The sequence below is a fragment of the Streptomyces sp. NPDC046712 genome (genome assembly GCF_040645695.1).
Classification (GTDB): Bacteria; Actinomycetota; Actinomycetes; order Streptomycetales; family Streptomycetaceae; genus Streptomyces.
On sequence record NZ_JBEYYW010000005.1, the window covers coordinates 1 to 15,941 of the forward strand.

At 71.5% G+C, this 15,941-nt stretch carries 14 protein-coding genes; 10 read left to right on the top strand and 4 right to left on the bottom strand.

Annotated elements, in window-relative coordinates; translation table 11 throughout:
- Positions 1-185 precede the first annotated feature (185 nt).
- From gatC to ABZ939_RS08515, 7 genes are all read left to right on the top strand, one after another.
- Positions 186-482, top strand: coding sequence for an Asp-tRNA(Asn)/Glu-tRNA(Gln) amidotransferase subunit GatC (gene gatC / locus ABZ939_RS08485; protein ID WP_015036350.1), 297 nt, complete (start codon positions 186-188; stop codon positions 480-482).
- Between the two features lie 4 nt (positions 483-486).
- Complete coding sequence (gene gatA, locus ABZ939_RS08490; RefSeq protein ID WP_361850733.1) at positions 487-1,986, top strand: Asp-tRNA(Asn)/Glu-tRNA(Gln) amidotransferase subunit GatA; 1,500 nt, start codon at positions 487-489, stop codon at positions 1,984-1,986.
- Positions 1,983-2,225: a hypothetical protein gene (locus ABZ939_RS08495; protein WP_361850735.1), complete on the top strand. Its 243-nt coding sequence runs from the start codon at positions 1,983-1,985 to the stop codon at positions 2,223-2,225. The genes gatA and ABZ939_RS08495 overlap by 4 nt, the downstream gene beginning before the upstream one ends.
- A gap of 16 nt (positions 2,226-2,241) precedes the next feature.
- Positions 2,242-3,753 (top strand): Asp-tRNA(Asn)/Glu-tRNA(Gln) amidotransferase subunit GatB, encoded by a 1,512-nt coding sequence (gene gatB / locus ABZ939_RS08500; protein ID WP_361850737.1) that lies wholly within the window; start codon positions 2,242-2,244, stop codon positions 3,751-3,753.
- 380 nt (positions 3,754-4,133) lie between these two features.
- Complete coding sequence (locus ABZ939_RS08505) at positions 4,134-6,224, top strand: phosphocholine-specific phospholipase C (protein ID WP_361850739.1); 2,091 nt, start codon at positions 4,134-4,136, stop codon at positions 6,222-6,224.
- Positions 6,225-6,416: 192 nt separating this feature from the next.
- Positions 6,417-8,663 (top strand): MMPL family transporter, encoded by a 2,247-nt coding sequence (locus tag ABZ939_RS08510; protein WP_361850741.1) that lies wholly within the window; start codon positions 6,417-6,419, stop codon positions 8,661-8,663.
- A complete protein-coding gene (locus ABZ939_RS08515; RefSeq protein WP_361850743.1) occupies positions 8,641-9,213 on the top strand; it encodes a GNAT family protein in 573 nt (190 codons plus the stop codon). The genes ABZ939_RS08510 and ABZ939_RS08515 overlap by 23 nt, the downstream gene beginning before the upstream one ends.
- 26 nt (positions 9,214-9,239) lie before the next feature.
- Here the strand turns inward: ABZ939_RS08515 and ABZ939_RS08520 are convergent, their stop codons facing one another.
- Together ABZ939_RS08520 and ABZ939_RS08525 are read right to left on the bottom strand one after the other, a co-directional pair.
- On the bottom strand, positions 9,240-9,575 hold the full coding sequence (locus ABZ939_RS08520; protein WP_361851291.1) for a hypothetical protein: 336 nt from the start codon (positions 9,573-9,575) through the stop codon (positions 9,240-9,242).
- A gap of 14 nt (positions 9,576-9,589) precedes the next feature.
- Positions 9,590-10,201, bottom strand: coding sequence for an RNA polymerase sigma factor (locus ABZ939_RS08525; protein WP_361850745.1), 612 nt, complete (start codon positions 10,199-10,201; stop codon positions 9,590-9,592).
- Between the two features lie 290 nt (positions 10,202-10,491).
- Here ABZ939_RS08525 and ABZ939_RS08530 point away from each other — a divergent pair, with 290 nt between their 5' ends.
- The 3 genes from ABZ939_RS08530 (at position 10,492) to ABZ939_RS08540 (ending at position 14,410) form a co-directional block, all read left to right on the top strand.
- Positions 10,492-11,034, top strand: coding sequence for a hypothetical protein (locus ABZ939_RS08530; protein ID WP_361850747.1), 543 nt, complete (start codon positions 10,492-10,494; stop codon positions 11,032-11,034).
- 129 nt (positions 11,035-11,163) lie between these two features.
- Positions 11,164-11,343, top strand: a complete 180-nt coding sequence (locus ABZ939_RS08535; protein ID WP_361850749.1) for a hypothetical protein — start codon at positions 11,164-11,166, stop codon at positions 11,341-11,343.
- Between the two features lie 7 nt (positions 11,344-11,350).
- Positions 11,351-14,410 (top strand): AAA family ATPase, encoded by a 3,060-nt coding sequence (locus ABZ939_RS08540; RefSeq protein WP_361850751.1) that lies wholly within the window; start codon positions 11,351-11,353, stop codon positions 14,408-14,410.
- 168 nt (positions 14,411-14,578) lie between these two features.
- Here ABZ939_RS08540 and ABZ939_RS08545 read toward each other — a convergent pair whose 3' ends face one another.
- Both ABZ939_RS08545 and ABZ939_RS08550 read right to left on the bottom strand, forming a co-directional pair.
- A complete protein-coding gene (locus tag ABZ939_RS08545) occupies positions 14,579-14,818 on the bottom strand; it encodes a DUF6191 domain-containing protein (protein ID WP_361850753.1) in 240 nt (79 codons plus the stop codon).
- Positions 14,819-14,830: 12 nt separating this feature from the next.
- Positions 14,831-15,937: a PQQ-dependent sugar dehydrogenase gene (locus ABZ939_RS08550; protein ID WP_361850755.1), complete on the bottom strand. Its 1,107-nt coding sequence runs from the start codon at positions 15,935-15,937 to the stop codon at positions 14,831-14,833.
- Between the last annotated feature and the right edge of the window lie 4 nt (positions 15,938-15,941).

Genomic DNA, 15,941 nt, shown 5'->3' on the forward strand with positions numbered 1-15,941 from the left:
GACGGTCTCGATCCGCGGATCGGCCAGAACGCGTCGCCGTACCAGCCATTCGAGCTGAGCGCGCGGGCCTGTCGAGATGGAGGAGGTGGCGGCTCCCCGGGCACCCCGAGGCAAACCGTTTCACGGGTAGCGGTGCGGGCCCCATAGGATTGGGCCAACACCAACAAACACCCCGTGAGGATCGCATGCCTGGCATCACGCGCGAGGAGGTCGCCCACCTCGCACGGCTGGCGCGTCTGGAGCTGAAGGGCGAAGAGCTCGATCACTTCGCCGGTCAGCTCGACGACATCATCGGCGCGGTCGCCCGCGTCTCCGAGGTCGCCGACCAAGACGTACCGCCGACCTCCCACCCGCTGCCGCTGACGAACGTCATGCGCGCGGACGAGGTCCGTCCGTCGCTCACCCCCGAGCAGGCGCTCTCCGGCGCCCCGGCCCAGGAGCAGCAGCGTTTCAAGGTGCCGCAGATCCTGGGGGAGGACTAATCACATGACGGACAGCACCATCATCAAGCTCACGGCCGCCGAGATCGCCGGGAAGATCGCCGCCGGCGAGCTCACCGCGGTCGAGGTGACCGAGGCCCACCTCGCCCGCATCGAGGCCGTCGACGAGAAGGTCCACGCCTTCCTGCACGTCGACCGCGAGGGCGCCCTCGCCCAGGCCCGCGCCGTGGACGAGAAGCGCGCCAAGGGCGAGAAGCTCGGCCCGCTGGCCGGTGTCCCCCTCGCGCTGAAGGACATCTTCACCACCGTCGGCGTCCCGACGACCGTCGGCTCGAAGATCCTCGAAGGCTGGATCCCGCCGTACGACGCGACCCTGGTCAAGAGGCTCAAGGCCGCCGACGTCGTCATCCTCGGCAAGACCAACATGGACGAGTTCGCCATGGGGTCCTCCACCGAGAACAGCGCCTACGGCCCCACCGGCAACCCCTGGGACCTGACCCGGATCCCCGGCGGCTCCGGCGGTGGCTCCTCCGCCGCCCTCGCCTCGTACGAGGCCCCGCTCGCCATCGGCACGGACACCGGCGGTTCGATCCGCCAGCCCGCCGCCGTCACCGGCACCGTCGGCGTCAAGCCGACCTACGGCGCGGTCTCCCGCTTCGGCATGGTGGCCTTCTCCTCCTCCCTCGACCAGGGCGGCCCCTGCGCCCGTACGGTCCTGGACGCGGCGCTGCTCCACGAGGCCATCGCCGGGCACGACCCGCTCGACTCGACCTCCATCGACGCCCCGGTCCCGCCGGTCGTCGAGGCCGCCCGCAACGGCTCCGTCTCCGGCATGCGCGTCGGTGTCGTCAAGCAGTTCCGCGGCGAGGGCTACCAGGCCGGCGTCGTCCAGCGCTTCGACGAGTCCGTCGAGCTGCTGAAGTCGCTGGGCGCCGAGATCGTCGAGCTGGACTGCCCGACCTTCGATCTCGCCCTTTCGGCCTACTACCTGATCGCGCCTTCCGAGTGCTCCTCCAACCTGGCGCGCTTCGACGCCATGCGCTACGGCCTGCGGGTCGGCGACGACGGCTCCAAGTCGGCCGAGGACGTCACCGCCCTCACCCGTGAGGCCGGCTTCGGCCCCGAGGTCAAGCGCCGCATCATCCTGGGCACGTACGCGCTGAGCTCCGGCTACTACGACGCCTGGTTCGGCTCGGCCCAGAAGGTCCGCACCCTCATCACCCGCGAGTTCGAGAAGGCCTTCGAGCAGGTGGACGTGATCGTCTCCCCGACGACCCCCACCACCGCCTTCCCGATCGGCGAGCGCGCCGACGACCCGATGGCGATGTACCTCGCGGACCTGTGCACCATCCCGACCAACCTGGCCGGCAACGCCGCCATGTCGCTGCCCTGCGGTCTCGCGCCGGAGGACGGTCTGCCGGTCGGCCTGCAGATCATCGCCCCCGCCCTGAAGGACGACCGGCTGTACAAGGTCGGCGCCGCCGTCGAGGCCGCCTTCGTGGAAAAGTGGGGGCACCCGCTGCTTGAGGAGGCTCCGTCGCTATGAGTGCCATGGCAAAGAAGGCCAAGAACTTCAAGAAGTCCAAGACCGGCGTCTACGTCTCGCTGGCGACCACCGCGTTCGGTGCCATCAGCGTCGCGAAGCAGGCCAAGATGGCCCGCAACGACCACGACATGCTGCGGCTGATCGACTCCGCCGTGTCCGCCGCCGCCATCGTTACCGGCCTGGCGATCCTCTACCGGGAGCTGAAGCGCCTGGGCGACGACGACGTCCTGCTGGGCTGAGAGGGAAAGTCTCACCGTGACCGTCACTGAACTGCTGTCGTACGACGCGGCGCTCGCTGCGTACGACCCCGTCATGGGCCTGGAGGTCCATGTCGAACTCGGTACGAAGACCAAGATGTTCTGCGGCTGTTCGACCGAGCTGGGCGCCGAGCCCAACTCGCAGACCTGCCCCACCTGTCTCGGTCTGCCCGGCTCGCTCCCGGTCGTCAACGCGATCGGCGTCGAGTCGGCCGTCAAGATCGGTCTCGCGCTGAACTGCGAGATCGCCGAGTGGTGCCGCTTCGCCCGGAAGAACTACTTCTATCCGGACATGCCGAAGAACTTCCAGACCTCGCAGTACGACGAGCCGATCGCCTTCAACGGCTATCTGGACGTCCAGCTGGAGGACGGGGAGATCTTCCGCGTGGAGATCGAGCGCGCCCACATGGAGGAGGACACCGGCAAGTCGACGCACATCGGCGGTGCCACGGGCCGTATCCACGGCGCCTCGCACTCGCTGCTCGACTACAACCGCGCCGGTATCCCGCTCATCGAGATCGTCACCAAGCCGATCGAGGGCGCGGGCGACCGGGCCCCCGAGGTCGCCAAGGCCTACGTCGCCGAGCTGCGCGAGCTGATCCGCGCGCTGGGCGTGTCCGAGGCGCGGATGGACAAGGGCCAGATGCGCTGCGACGTGAACCTGTCGCTGCGCCCGCACGGCACCCAGGTCTTCGGCACCCGCTCGGAGACGAAGAACGTCAACTCGCTCCGTTCGGTGGAGCGGGCGGCGCGCTTCGAGATCCAGCGCCACGCGGCCGTGCTCGCCTCCGGCGGCACGATCGTGCAGGAGACCCGTCACTTCCACGAGGACGACGGCTCCACCACCTCCGGCCGGATCAAGGACAACGCCGAGGACTACCGGTACTTCCCGGAGCCCGACCTCGTCCCCGTCGCCCCGGCCCGTGAGTGGGTCGAGGAGCTGCGCGCCGGGCTGCCCGAGCTGCCGCGCGTGCGCCGCAACCGGCTCCGCGAGGAGTGGGGCGTGTCGGAGCACGACATGCAGTCGATCCTCAACGCCGGCGCCGTCGACCTGATCGTCGCGACCACGGACGCCGGTGCTCCGGCGGACCAGGCCCGCAAGTGGTGGATGGGCGAACTGGCCCGTTCCGCCAACGAGTCGGGCACGGCCCTGGACGAGCTGGCGATCACCCCGGCGCAGGTCGCCCGGGTGACCGAGCTGGTGACCTCCGGTGACCTCACCGACAAGCTGGCCCGCCAGGTCATCGAGGGCGTGCTCGCCGGCGAGGGCGGCCCGGACGAGGTCGTCGAGAAGCGCGGCCTGAAGGTCGTCTCCGACGAGGGCGCGCTCGGCACGGCGGTCGACGAGGCCATCGCGGCCAACGCGGCCATCGCCGACAAGATCCGCGGCGGCAAGGTGGCCGCGGTCGGCGCCCTGGTCGGCGCGGTCATGAAGGCCACCCGCGGCCAGGCGGACGCGGCGCGCGTGAAGGACCTGATCCTGGAGAAGCTGGGCGTCAGCGAGGGCTGATCCCGTACTCCTGCGCGTACGAGGGCGGCGCCCCGGGTTCCACGACCCGGGGCGCCGCCCTGTTCGCTCGGTGCCCGATCCGAGCGGCCCGATGCGAGTGCCCCGATGCGAGTGCCCCGATCCGCGTGCCCCGATCCGCGTGGCCTGAGCCGAGCCGCTGGAGCCGTGTGGCCTGAGCCGAGCCGCTGGAGCCGCGTGGCCTGAGCCGAGCCGCTTCAGCCGCGTGGCCTGAAATCGCTTGGACTTCCGTGACGGCCTGATGGACGTTCACCACCGCGCCGTCGCCGGGTCTTCTCTCCGTCATCCGGTCTCACTACCGTCCCCGGCGTACCACCCAATGGCTCGAAGGCGAACCATTGGCCGTCGTCTGGAGGTCGTTCGTGTCACCCGAGATGTCCCGCAGAAGGCTCCTCGCGCTGGGCGGAGGCGCCCTCGGCGTCGCCGCCGCAGGGTCGTTGCTCCCGCCCTCGCTGCAGGCGGCGATGGCCGCGGGGCCCCCGGCCGGCGGGATGTCGGCGGTGAAGCACGTCGTGATCCTGATGCAGGAGAACCGATCCTTCGACCACTACTTCGGCACCCTGCGCGGCGTCCGCGGATTCGGCGACCGCAACGCCGTCGAGCTCCCCTCCGGCAAGCCGGTCTTCGAACAGCCGGCCGCGCTCGGCCGGACCGTGCTGCCGTTCCCGATCCGGGGCGCCGCCGAGACCCAGAAGAAGGACCTCCAGTACATCGGCGACCTCGACCACTCCTGGAGCGGCGGCGCCAAGGCCTGGCGCGACGGGTGGATGGACGGCTGGGTCTCGGCCAAGACCGCGGCGACGATGGCGTACTACGACCGCCAGGACATCCCGCTGCACTACGAACTCGCCGACACCTTCACCATCTGCGACGCCTACCACTCCTCCATCCACACCTCGACGAGCCCGAACCGGAACCATCTGTGGTCCGGCTGGACCGGCTTCGAGGCCGACGGCAACCGCGCCGTCACCAACGCCGCGTACGCCGAGGGCACCCACCCCGGTTACTCCTGGCCCACCTACGCCGAGCGCCTCGAAGCGGCCGGGCGGACCTGGCAGACGTACACCGAGTGGGAGAACTTCACCGACAACAACATCGAGTTCTTCACCACCTTCAAGAAGATCGCCCGCAAGGCGCTGGCCACCACCGGCGGGCACACCTTCATGGAGTCCTTCTACGCCGCCGTCCGCGACACGGAGGACCCCGCCGAGCGGGCCGGGCTCCTCGCCGCCCTCGAGGACGGCGTGGCGACGCTCACCGACGCCGAGCGCTCGCTCTTCGAGCGCGGGCTGCGCCGCGTCGAGACTGGCAAGCTGGCCGACGCCTTCCGCGCCGACGTGGCCGCCGGGACGCTGCCGGAGGTCTCGTACCTCGTCCCCAGCGCGATCGACTCCGAGCACCCCGGCTCCTCCTCGCCGATCGCCTCCGCCACCCTCGTCTACAAGGTGCTCGACGCCCTCGGCTCGCACCCCGACGTGTGGCGCCACACCGTCGTGCTGATCAACTACGACGAGAACGACGGCTTCTTCGACCACGTGCCGCCGCCCGTCCCGCCCACCGACAACACCGACGAGCGCTGGAAGGGCCTGCCCACCGGCCTCGGCATCCGCGTCCCGCTGCTCGTCGTCTCCCCCTGGTCGATCGGCGGCTACGTCTGCTCCGAGACCTTCGACCACACCTCCGTGGTCCGCTTCCTGGAGAAGCTCACCGGCATCCAGGAGCCCAACATCACCCCGTGGCGCCGCGCCGTCACCGGCGACCTGACCTCCGCCTTCGACTTCCGCCGCGGTCACCGGCAGCCCGAGGTCGAGCAGCCCGGCCCGATCCCGCCGTTCTCCGGCCGCTGGCGGCCGCAGCCCCCGCTCGTCCAGCAGATGCCGGTGCAGGAGCCGGGCACCCGCCCCGCCCGCCCGCTGCCGTACCAGCCGGACGCCGCCGCGCAGGTGGGGGAGAAGGAGATCACCGTCGCCCTGAAGAACAGCGGGAAGGCGAGCGCCCACTTCGCGCTCTATCCGTACGCCGGCGAGTTCGCCGTTCCCCAGCACCAGGATGTAAGGGGCACGGCGCAATGGGCGGTACCCCTTACGCGTGATCATTACCGCTTCACGATCACCGGTCCGAACGGCTTCCGCCGCGAGTTCGAGGGGCCGGCCGCGGGCGGCGCCGAGGTCGCCTCGCACATCGACCATCACGACCGTGACCTGCACATCACCGTCCGCAACACCGGAAAGACCGCGGTCTCCTTCACCGTCCGGCCGCTCGGCTACGTCGATGAGGACGACCTCGACGACTGGACCCGCAGCGTCACCGTGAAGCCCGGCCGCAGCCGTACCCTCGTCCACTCGGCCGCCGACGCGCACGGCTGGTACGACCTCGAGGTGACGGCGCCCGGCGGCTTCCGCCGGCGGCTGATGGGTCACATCGAGAACGGCCGCGCGAGCGTCTCAGGCTGAGACATCCCGTACACGGTGCGTGCGCGGGGGCCCGGGTCCAAAGGCCTGAGCTTCCGCGCATCGCTGTGAGTAACACCACGAAAGGGGCAAAGGATCTCTTAAGGCTGCAACAGTGGCCTCATCAGGTCATGCGTTCTTTGCGGGCTGTTCCCCGGTAAAGATCCACGAACCACCCACCAGGGAGCACCCCCTTTGGCAGCCATCGCACGGTGGTGCATCAAGCACCGCCTCGTCGCCGTTCTGCTCTGGCTCATCGCCCTCGGCGGAGCCGTCGCCGGGGCATCGGTCGCGGGCAACGCGTACTCGAACGACTACGAGGTACCGGGCACCGAGTCCGGCCGTGCCACCGCCCTCCTCGACCGGGGCTTCCCCGGCGCCGGCGGCGACAACGACACCATCGTCTGGCACACCGACCAGGGCAGCGTCCGCGCCACCGGCATCGAGCAGCGCATGACCGAGATGCTCGACGAGGTGGCCGAACTGCCCGGCATCGCCTCCGTGACCTCCCCGTACGGCGACAGCCCGGCCGCCCAGGCGCAGATCAGCGACGACGGCCACACCGCCTACGCCGCCGTCACCTTCCACGAGCAGGCCGACGACATCCCGAAGGCGCAGGCCCAGGCCGTGGTCGACACGGCCCGCACGGCCGCCGGTGACGGCGTCCAGGTCGAACTCGGCGGCAGCGCCATCGCCCTCACCGAGGCCCCCGGCGGGCACATGGCCGAGGCCGTCGGCGTCGTCGTCGCGGCCGTCGTCCTCTTCCTCGCCTTCGGCTCGCTCGCCGCCTCCGCCCTCCCCATCGCGACCGCCCTCGTCAGCGTCGGCATCGCGTACTCCGGGATCGCGCTCCTCGGGCACGTCATGACGGTCGCCGACTTCGCCCCCATGCTGGGGCTGCTCATCGGTCTCGGCGTCGGCATCGACTACGCGCTGTTCATCGTCACCCGGCACCGCAAGGGCCTCAAACGCGGGCTCCCGGTCGCCGAATCCGCCCAGATCGCCGTCGCTACCACCGGCCGGGCCGTCGTCTTCGCGGGCGCGACCGTCTGTATCGCCCTGCTCGGCATGCTGATCCTCAGGCTCAGCTTCCTCAACGGCGTCGCCATCGCCGCCTCGCTGACCGTGGTGCTCACCGTCGCCGCCTCCGTCACCCTGCTGCCCGCGCTGCTCTCCTTCATCGGGATGCGGGCGCTCAGCAGGCGCGAGCGGCGGCACCTCGCCGAGCACGGCCCGCAGCCCGAGCTGCCGACCGGCTTCGCCGCCCGCTGGTCCGCCTTCGTCGAGCGCCACCCCAAGCTCCTCGGCGGCGTCGCGGCCGTCGTCATGCTGGTCCTGGCGCTGCCGACCCTCTCGCTCCACCTCGGCACCTCCGACCAGGGCAACGGCCCGGGCACGGCGACGACGCGGAAGGCGTACGACCTGCTCGCCGACGGCTTCGGGCCCGGCGTCAACGGGCCGCTCACCCTCGTCGCGCAGATCGACGGCGCCGACGACCGGGTCGCGATCGGGGAGCTGCCGGCCGAGCTGGCGAACACCCGTGGCGTCGAGTCCGTCTCGCCGATCACGTACAACAGCGCGGGGGACACGGCCGTCCTGACCGTCGTACCGGACTCCTCGCCCCAGTCGAAGGCCACCAGCGAGCTCGTCGACCGGCTGCGCCAGGACGTCCTTCCCTCGACCGAGCAGGCCACCTCGCTGGACGTGCACGTCGGCGGGGTCACCGCCTCGTACGACGACTTCGCCGAGATCATCGTCGGCAAGCTGCCGCTCTTCGTGGGCGTCGTCATCGCGCTCGGCTGTCTCCTGCTCCTGCTCGCCTTCCGGTCGATCGGCATCCCCCTGAAGGCCGCGCTGATGAACGTGGCCGCGGTCGCCTCCGCCTTCGGGATCGTCGTCGCGATCTTCCAGTGGGGCTGGGGGAGCGAGCTGCTCGGGCTCGGCAGCGCGGGCCCGATCGAACCCTTCCTCCCCGTGATCATGGTGTCGGTGCTCTTCGGGCTCTCGATGGACTACCAGGTCTTCCTGGTCAGCCGGATGTACGAGGAGTGGCTGGAGACCGGCGACAACCGGCGGGCGGTCCGGGTTGGGCTCGCCGAGACCAGCCGCGTGATCAACTCCGCGGCGGTCATCATGATCTCCGTCTTCCTCGCCTTCGTGCTCTCGGGCGACCGGGTGATCGCGATGTTCGGCATCGCGCTCGCGGCCGCCGTGGCCCTCGACGCCTTCGTCCTCCGTACGCTGCTCGTCCCCGCGCTCATGCACATGCTCGGCGGGGCGAACTGGTGGCTGCCGCGCTGGCTCGACCGCCGGCTGCCCCGGATCAGCATCGAACCCCCGGAGAGCCGCGCCGCCGCCGACGCCCGTGCGAAGATCCCCACACAGCGTGTGACGGTTTCGACGGCGGAGGACAACGAGGATGTTCGCGATATCGCTGGGTGACGACGGCGCCGAGCTGAGGCCACTGGAGCCCTGGCACGCCGAGGAGTTCCTCACCCACATGGACCGCGGCCGTGAGCACGTAGGGCGGTACATCGCCCTCGCCGACGCCACGAAGGACCTCGACTCGACCCGCTCCTTCCTCCAGGCGTACGCCGAGAAGGCCGCGAGCGACACCGGCCGCATCTACGGCATCTGGACCGAGGGCACCCTCGTCGGAGGCGTGCTCTTCCGCACCATGGACGTGAACCTCGGTACGGCCGAGGCCGGCTGCTGGCTGGAGCCCTCGGCGGTCGGCAAGGGCCTGATCACCCGGGCCGCACGGACGATCATCGACTGGGCGATCGGGGAACGCGCCATCCACCGCGTCGAGTGGCTGGTGTCCTCGAAGAACGAGGCCAGCATCGCGGTGGCCCGGCGACTCGGCATGACGAAGGACGGCGTGCTGCGGGAGAGCTACCCCTACCGGGGCGAGCGCCTGGACATGGAGGTCTGGTCGGTGCTCGCACCGGAGTGGAAGGCCCTCAGAGCCGGACAGGCGCAGGGCTCCTAGGGCCTCCGGTCACCCGCTCCCTCCGGTCACGCGCTCCTGTTCGTCCGTGTCGCCGCCGGGTGCGCCTTGGCGAGGGTGCAGACGCCGTCCACGCACTGGCGCTCCAGACGGCCGCGGGAGATGGTCTGCGCCAGGCCGACCATCCAGCAGGTGGGGCAGCCCCGGAAGGCGATCAGGGCCAACGGGGCCGCCAGCAGCGTGGCAGGGCCGGCGACGGGCACCAGAGCGATCGAGCCGATGATCAGCCCGAAGCCGATGGCGCCGCGCGCCAGGTGGCGCGGGACGGACTTGCTGGCGAAGTCCCTCTCGGGCGCCGCGGACGGTGCGGCGGCCCGGGGCTTCGCGCCCTGCGCGGGCTTCACGGTGTTCGAGGTGTTCACGGTCGTGGGTCTCCTCCGGCTGGTGGGTCGACGGCTCGATCGGGTGCGTGGTCGGGTGCGTGGTCGGTCGCGGCCAGTGCGTGCCGCAGTGCCGCGCGTGCTCTGTGCAGCCGCGATTTCATCGCGGCGTTGCTCAGACCGAGCGAATGGGCGACGGTCCTGCCGGGCAGGCCCTGGACGTCCCGCATGATCAGGACCTGCCGCTGGTCACGGGGAAGGGCGCCGACCGCAGCCGCGATCCGCTCCACCTCCAGCCTGTGCAGCGCCGCGTCCTCGGCGGACGGTTCCGCGGCTGCCTCCGGTCCGGCCGACGCCTCGTCGCTCCGCGAGACGAGCAGCCGTACCTGCCGGAGGCATTCGTTGCGCACGATCCGGAACATCCATGAGGCAAGCGCGCCAGTGGCCCGCAGGCTGCCGATCTTCCGGTAGAGGATGATCAGCGCCTCCTGCGCCGCGTCCTCCGCGTCCTGCGGCGAGGCGCACAGCGACAGGGCGAACTTGCGCACATGCGGCTGCGATTCCATGACAACGGTGGTGAGCGATGTGACGTCGCCGTCCTGAGCGGCCTTGATCAGCCGCTCGTCCGGCCAGCGGAAGCGTTGGTTCATCTGCGACTCATATCCGGAAGGCGCCCTCGCGCACGGGCACTGATCAGCTTCGGCTCCTGTAGCGACGCATCAGGTGCCAGCTGCACGCGCCCACGAGCAGGACTCCGATCACGACGAGGCCGGTGACCATCATGGTGTTTCCTCCCGGTTCCGCCGGCCCGTTCGGCCGGTACACGGATAAGAGACAGGGAGGTCCCCAGAGGATTCGCCTCCGGCCGAAGTTTTTTCTCCGACCCCCATGCGACGCCTTCTTAAGATCCCTCTCATCAGGGGCACCTAGCGTGCGGCTCATGAATGCCAAGACTGACGAGACCGTAGAGACCGACGAGACGGTACGGGCCGACGAGACCGTACGGGCCGAGGAGACCACGGACGATGTCGAGGCTGCCGACGCCCTCGACGAGGAGCTCGACGAACTGGACGACCTGGACGAAGCCGGAGCCGGCGCGGTCCCCGCGCCCCCCTCCGGTGTCGGTGCGGGCGCCGCGGCCGTCGTGTCCGCCGCCCTCGGGCTCGCCGCGCTGACCGGCACCTGGGTCGGAAAGGTCGCGAGCGAGCGCGAGACGCTCATCGGACAGATCAAGGCCCAGGGCGGCACGGCCGCCCAGCAGATCTCCGAGATCTACGGCGACGCCTGGCACACCACCGCCGTCGTCAACGGCATCTTCGCGCTGCTCGCCCTGATCACCGCCGTGGTCGTCCTCACCCGCCCGCAGCGGCCCGTGTGGGTCCGGGCCGTGGCCGTCGCCGGCGCCGTACTGGGCGGAATCGGACTCTTCCTGTCGGCGGGCATGTACTTCGACCTGTTCCTGAGTCTGCCGACGGCGTCCTAGGTACCTCCCCAGGACCTCCTAAGGCCCCCCGTACCCCGAACATGCGGCACTCTCCCGATGTGGCCGCACCCCCTGGGCGACGAAAGTAGAGGCATCGCAAGGAGCGATACCGACACCAGGGAGAACAAGATGTTCGCGTACGAACTGCACCGCCTGCACCACGCCGAGCTCGTCCGTGAGGCCGCCGCCCAGCGCCTGTCGCGCCAGGCCGTCAAGGCGCGGCGGGCCGCGAAGGCCGCCCGGTCCGGCGACCACGACTCCGAAGGGCGGGTGGGAGCCGAGCGCGGCCGCTTCGTCCGGGCCGCGTGACCCCCGTATGAGCGCAACTCTGGACGGCTGTGCGATGCTCGGCGCCGTGGAGACCAGGTCAGTCAGTCCCGTTTTCGTCGGCCGGGCCGGCGAACTCACCGCCCTCACCGACGCGCTCGCCCGCGCCGGCGAGGGCGAGCCGCAGGCCCTGCTCGTCGGCGGCGAGGCCGGCGTCGGAAAGACGCGGCTCATCGAGGAGTTCGTCGACGTGGCCTGCGACCGCGGCGCGTACGTCGCGCTCGGGGGCTGCGTCGAAGTCGGCGCGGACGGGCTGCCGTTCGCGCCCTTCTCCACCGCCCTGCGCTCGCTGAGCCGTCGGCTCCCCGACGAACTGGCGGCCGCCGCCGCCGGGCAGGAGGGCGAACTCGCCCGTCTCCTCCCCGAACTGGGCGACGTCGGAAGCCACGAGCCCTCCAACGAGGACTCCACCGCCCGCCTCTTCGAGTTGACCGTACGGCTCCTGGAACGGCTCGCCGCCGACCGTACGATCGTGCTCGTCCTTGAGGACCTGCACTGGGCCGACGCGTCGACCCGGCACCTCCTCGCCTACCTCTTCCGCACCCTGCGCCGGGGCCGGATCGTGGTCGTCGCCACCTACCGCGCCGACGACATCCACCGCCGCCACCCGCTGCGCCCCCTCCTGGCCGAACTGGACCGGCTGCGGACCATCCAGCGCATCGAACTCGTCCGGTTCACCCGCGCCGAGGTGCGCCGCCAGCTCACCGGCATCCTCGCCGCCGAACCCGACGCCGCCCTCGTCGACGAGGTCTTCGACCGCTCCGACGGCAACGCCTTCTTCGTCGAGGAACTCGTCGTCTCCCACGAGTCCGGCTGCGCCCCCGGCTCTCTCAGCGACTCCCTGCGCGATCTGCTGCTCGTGCGGGTCGAGACGCTCCCCGAGGACGCCCAGCGGGTCGCCCGGATCGTCGCCGAAGGCGGCTCCACCGTCGAGTACGCGCTGCTCGCCGCCGTCGCCCGGCTCTCCGAGGACGACCTCATCGAGGCGCTGCGCGCCGCCGTCGGTGCCAACATCCTGCAGGCCGTCCCCGACGGCGACGGCTACCGTTTCCGCCACTCCCTGGTCCGCGAGGCCGTCAGCGACGACCTGCTGCCCGGCGAACGCTCCCGCCTCAACCGGCGCTACGCCGAGGCGCTGGAGGCCGACCCCTCGCTCGTCCGGGCCGACGAACGGGCGACCAGGACCGCCACCTACTGGTACCACGCGCACGACCCCGCCCGGGCGCTGCCGGCCGTCCTCCGCGCCTCCGTCGAGACCCGCAAGCGCTACGCCTACGCCGAGCAACTGCGGCTCCTCGAACGGGCCATGGAACTCTGGGACGAGGTCCCTGCCGAAGTACGCGGCTCCCTGCGGCCGATGGACTACGCCGAGGCCTACCCTCCGTGCGGCTGCGACCCCGAGACCACCCCGCTGCGCTATCTCGACCTGCTCGCCGAGGCCGCGTACGCCGCCCGGCTGTGCGGGGAGCGCGAACGCGCCCTGAAGATCGGCAAGATGGCGCTGCGGCTCCTCGAAGGGGAGGAGGGCGAGGACCGCGACCCGCTGCGGAGCGCCTGGTTCTGGACCGAACGCTCCCGCATCGTCTCCGGCCTCGGCCGCTCCGACGGTTGGGCGGAGATCGCCACCGCACAGGAACTCGTCAAGGGCCTTCCCCCGTCCGCCGTGCACGCCCGCATCCTCGTCGTGGCCGCGGGTTGGGGCATGCTCCACAAGCCCGGCCCGGAAAGCCTCGCCGCCGCCGAGCGGGCCGTCGAGTACGCCCGTCTCGTCAAGGACGAGTCGATCGAGCTCAGCGCGCGCGTGACCCTCGGCACCCTCCAGGTCTCCGCGGGCGACCGCGAGGCCGGACTCGCAGCCCTGCACGAGGCCCGCGCCCGCACCCGCGCCCTCGGCCTCCACCACGAGTCCTCCCGCGCCCACGTCAACCTCTCCCATGTCCTGGAGAACCTCGGCCGCTCCCAGGAGGCCGTCGACGTCGCCGAGGACGGCATCCGGCTCACCCGCGACCACGGACTCTTCGACAGCGAGGGCTGGATCCGCGCCAACCAGGCCGAGTCGCAGCTCTCCCTCGGCCTCTGGGACGAGGCCCAGCGCAACTGCGAGTGGCTGGAGCGCGCCGGAACCCGCTCCAAGCCGCGGGGCTCCGCCGCGCTCAGGCTCGCCCAACTCGCTCTCGCCCGGGGCGATATGGCCGCAGCGGTCACTCAACTCGAGCTGGCCCGAGAGCACTTCGGCGAGGCCGACCCGATGCCCCAGTACACGGTCCCGATGCGCCAGGTCGAACTGAGCATCGCCGCCGCGAGCGGCCGGATCCAGGACGTACGGACCGTGCTCGCCGCAGCGGCGGAGACCGGCTTCCCGCCCGGTACCCACCGCGAGGGCTGGCCGCTCCTCCTCGCCGCCGCCACCGCCGAGGCCGACGCGCTCGGCCTGCCCGCCGCCGAGGAGGGCCGCGGGGAGGCGATCGCCCTGATCCGTCGCTGCGCACGGGAGCTGGCGATCCCGGCCCCGATCTGGGCGGCCTACTCCCTGTACGTCTCGGCCGAGCTCGACCGCGCGGAGGACCGCCGGCCCGTCGAGCGCTGGGTCGAGACCGTCGCCGCCTACGAGCAGGTGGAGCGCCCCTATCCGCTCGCCCTCGCCCGGCACCGCCTCGCCGACGCCCTCCTCGCCGAGGGCGGCCGGCGCGACGAGGCCGCGGCGCTGCTGCGCGAGGCCCACACCACCGCCGTCCGGCTCGGCGCGCACCCGCTCCGCGAGGACGTCGAACTCCTCGCCGCCCGCGCCCGCCTCCCGCTCACCACCCCGGACCGCGCGCCGGAGCCGGAGCCGGGGGACGACGCCTTCGGCCTGACCCCCCGGGAACAGGACGTCCTGCGCCTGGTGGCCGCCGGCCGCACCAACCGCCAGATCGCAGAGGAGCTCTTCATCTCCCCGAAGACGGCGAGCGTCCACGTCTCCAACATCCTCGCCAAACTGGGAGTCGCCGGCCGAGGCGAAGCAGCCGCCCTGGCCCACCGTCTCCGCCTCCTGGAGCCGACGGCCTAGGGGTCGGGCTCTGGGGCGGGGCGCCGGGGTAGGCGCAGTGGGCGTCGCATCCCCGGAGCCGAGGCCCGCGGGCTCGGCCCCCTGGGGAGCCAAGGCCCCGGGAGCCGGGACGCTGGGGTCGGCGGCCTAGGCGTCGAGGTCCCGGGCCGGGGCACTGGGGGCGGCGCCCTAGGCGTCGCGCTCCTGAGAGCCGAGGCCCTCGGGCTCGACGTCCTGAGCGTCCTCGTCCTCGTCCTCGGGGGACGCCGGGCCCGGGACGCGTATCGTCACTCGGCCCGAGCTGAGGTCGATCGGCCCCCGCGCGGGATCGCCGTCGCCCTGGTCCTCCCTGGTCAGGGCGAGTCGCTGCCGCTCGTCCTCGGTGTGCTTGCGGCCCGGTGCGAAGAGCTCTTCCGCCAGGTTGAACATCGTGTCCGCCCCCTACGTCACCTCCAGCCGGAGGATCTTGTCGTCGCCGGGCCCGGGCGTGCCCCGGGTGTCGGTCTCGCTCGTCGTCAGCCAGAGCCGGCCGTCGCCCGCCGCCAGGACCGTGCGCAGGCGGCCGTACTCCTCCACGAGGAACGCCTCGGGCTCCCCCGCGCGTTCCGCCCCGGAGAGCGGGATGCGCCACAGTCGCTCGCCTCTGAGCCCGGCCATCCAGATCGCACCCTCGGCGTAGGCGATACCGCTCGGCGAGGCCTCGGAGGTCTTCCACTGGGCGACCGGGTTCACGAAGCCGGACACGTCCGACGAGCCCTCCACCTTCGGCCACCCGTAGTTCTTGCCTGGCTGGATCAGATTCAGCTCGTCCCAGGTGTTCTGGCCGAACTCGGCCGCCCACAGCCGTCCGTCCGCGTCCCAGGCCAGCCCCTGCACATTGCGGTGACCGTACGAGTACACCACCGAGCCGGGGAACGGATTGCCGGGCGCCGGCTTCCCCTCCGGCGTCATCCGCAGGATCTTGCCGCCCAGCGACTCCACACTCTGCGCGAGACCCGTCTCGCCCCGCTCGCCGGTCCCCGCGTACAGCATCCCGTCGGGGCCGAACGCGATCCGCCCGCCGTTGTGCACACCGCCCTTCGGGATGCCCGAGAGGACCACCTCCGGTGCACCCAGCCGGTCCGCGTCCCCGCCTCCGTACCGCATCCGGACGATGCGGTTGTCCGACTCCGCCGTGAGGTACGCATACACCTGGCCGTCCCGCACTGCCAGGCCGAGGAGCCCGCCCTCGCCGCGGGGAACGACTCCCGGAACCTCTCCGACCAGTGTCTTCTTCCCCGTCTTCGCGTCGACGCGGGTGATCGTCCGCTCGTCGCGCGAGGCGACGAGGAGATCACCGCCGGGCAGCGCGGCCACGCCCCACGGCGACTCCAGATCCTCGGTGAGCGTGCCGGCGACCCGCACCGCGGCCGGTGAACTCCCCGTCCCCGTCCCCGCCCCCGACTCCGACGGCGGCGGTGGGGACGCCGACCCCCCACCCGACGAGCACCCCGTCACAAGCCCCAGTACGACGGCGGCCCACACAGCTCCCACACGCGCTCGGCCCATGGTC

Bases quoted from the DNA above. Each gene is read 5' to 3' on its own strand.
- ABZ939_RS08530 (WP_361850747.1), top strand. From the start codon at position 10,492: ATGAATGCCAAGACTGACGAGACCGTAGAGACCGACGAGACGGTACGG.
- ABZ939_RS08550 (WP_361850755.1), bottom strand. From the start codon at position 15,937: ATGGGCCGAGCGCGTGTGGGAGCTGTGTGGGCCGCCGTCGTACTGGGG.
- ABZ939_RS08535 (WP_361850749.1), top strand. From the start codon at position 11,164: ATGTTCGCGTACGAACTGCACCGCCTGCACCACGCCGAGCTCGTCCGT.
- ABZ939_RS08495 (WP_361850735.1), top strand. From the start codon at position 1,983: ATGAGTGCCATGGCAAAGAAGGCCAAGAACTTCAAGAAGTCCAAGACC.
- gatA (WP_361850733.1), top strand. From the start codon at position 487: ATGACGGACAGCACCATCATCAAGCTCACGGCCGCCGAGATCGCCGGG.
- ABZ939_RS08525 (WP_361850745.1), bottom strand. From the start codon at position 10,201: ATGAACCAACGCTTCCGCTGGCCGGACGAGCGGCTGATCAAGGCCGCT.
- gatC (WP_015036350.1), top strand. From the start codon at position 186: ATGCCTGGCATCACGCGCGAGGAGGTCGCCCACCTCGCACGGCTGGCG.
- ABZ939_RS08515 (WP_361850743.1), top strand. From the start codon at position 8,641: ATGTTCGCGATATCGCTGGGTGACGACGGCGCCGAGCTGAGGCCACTG.
- ABZ939_RS08545 (WP_361850753.1), bottom strand. From the start codon at position 14,818: ATGTTCAACCTGGCGGAAGAGCTCTTCGCACCGGGCCGCAAGCACACC.
- ABZ939_RS08540 (WP_361850751.1), top strand. From the start codon at position 11,351: ATGAGCGCAACTCTGGACGGCTGTGCGATGCTCGGCGCCGTGGAGACC.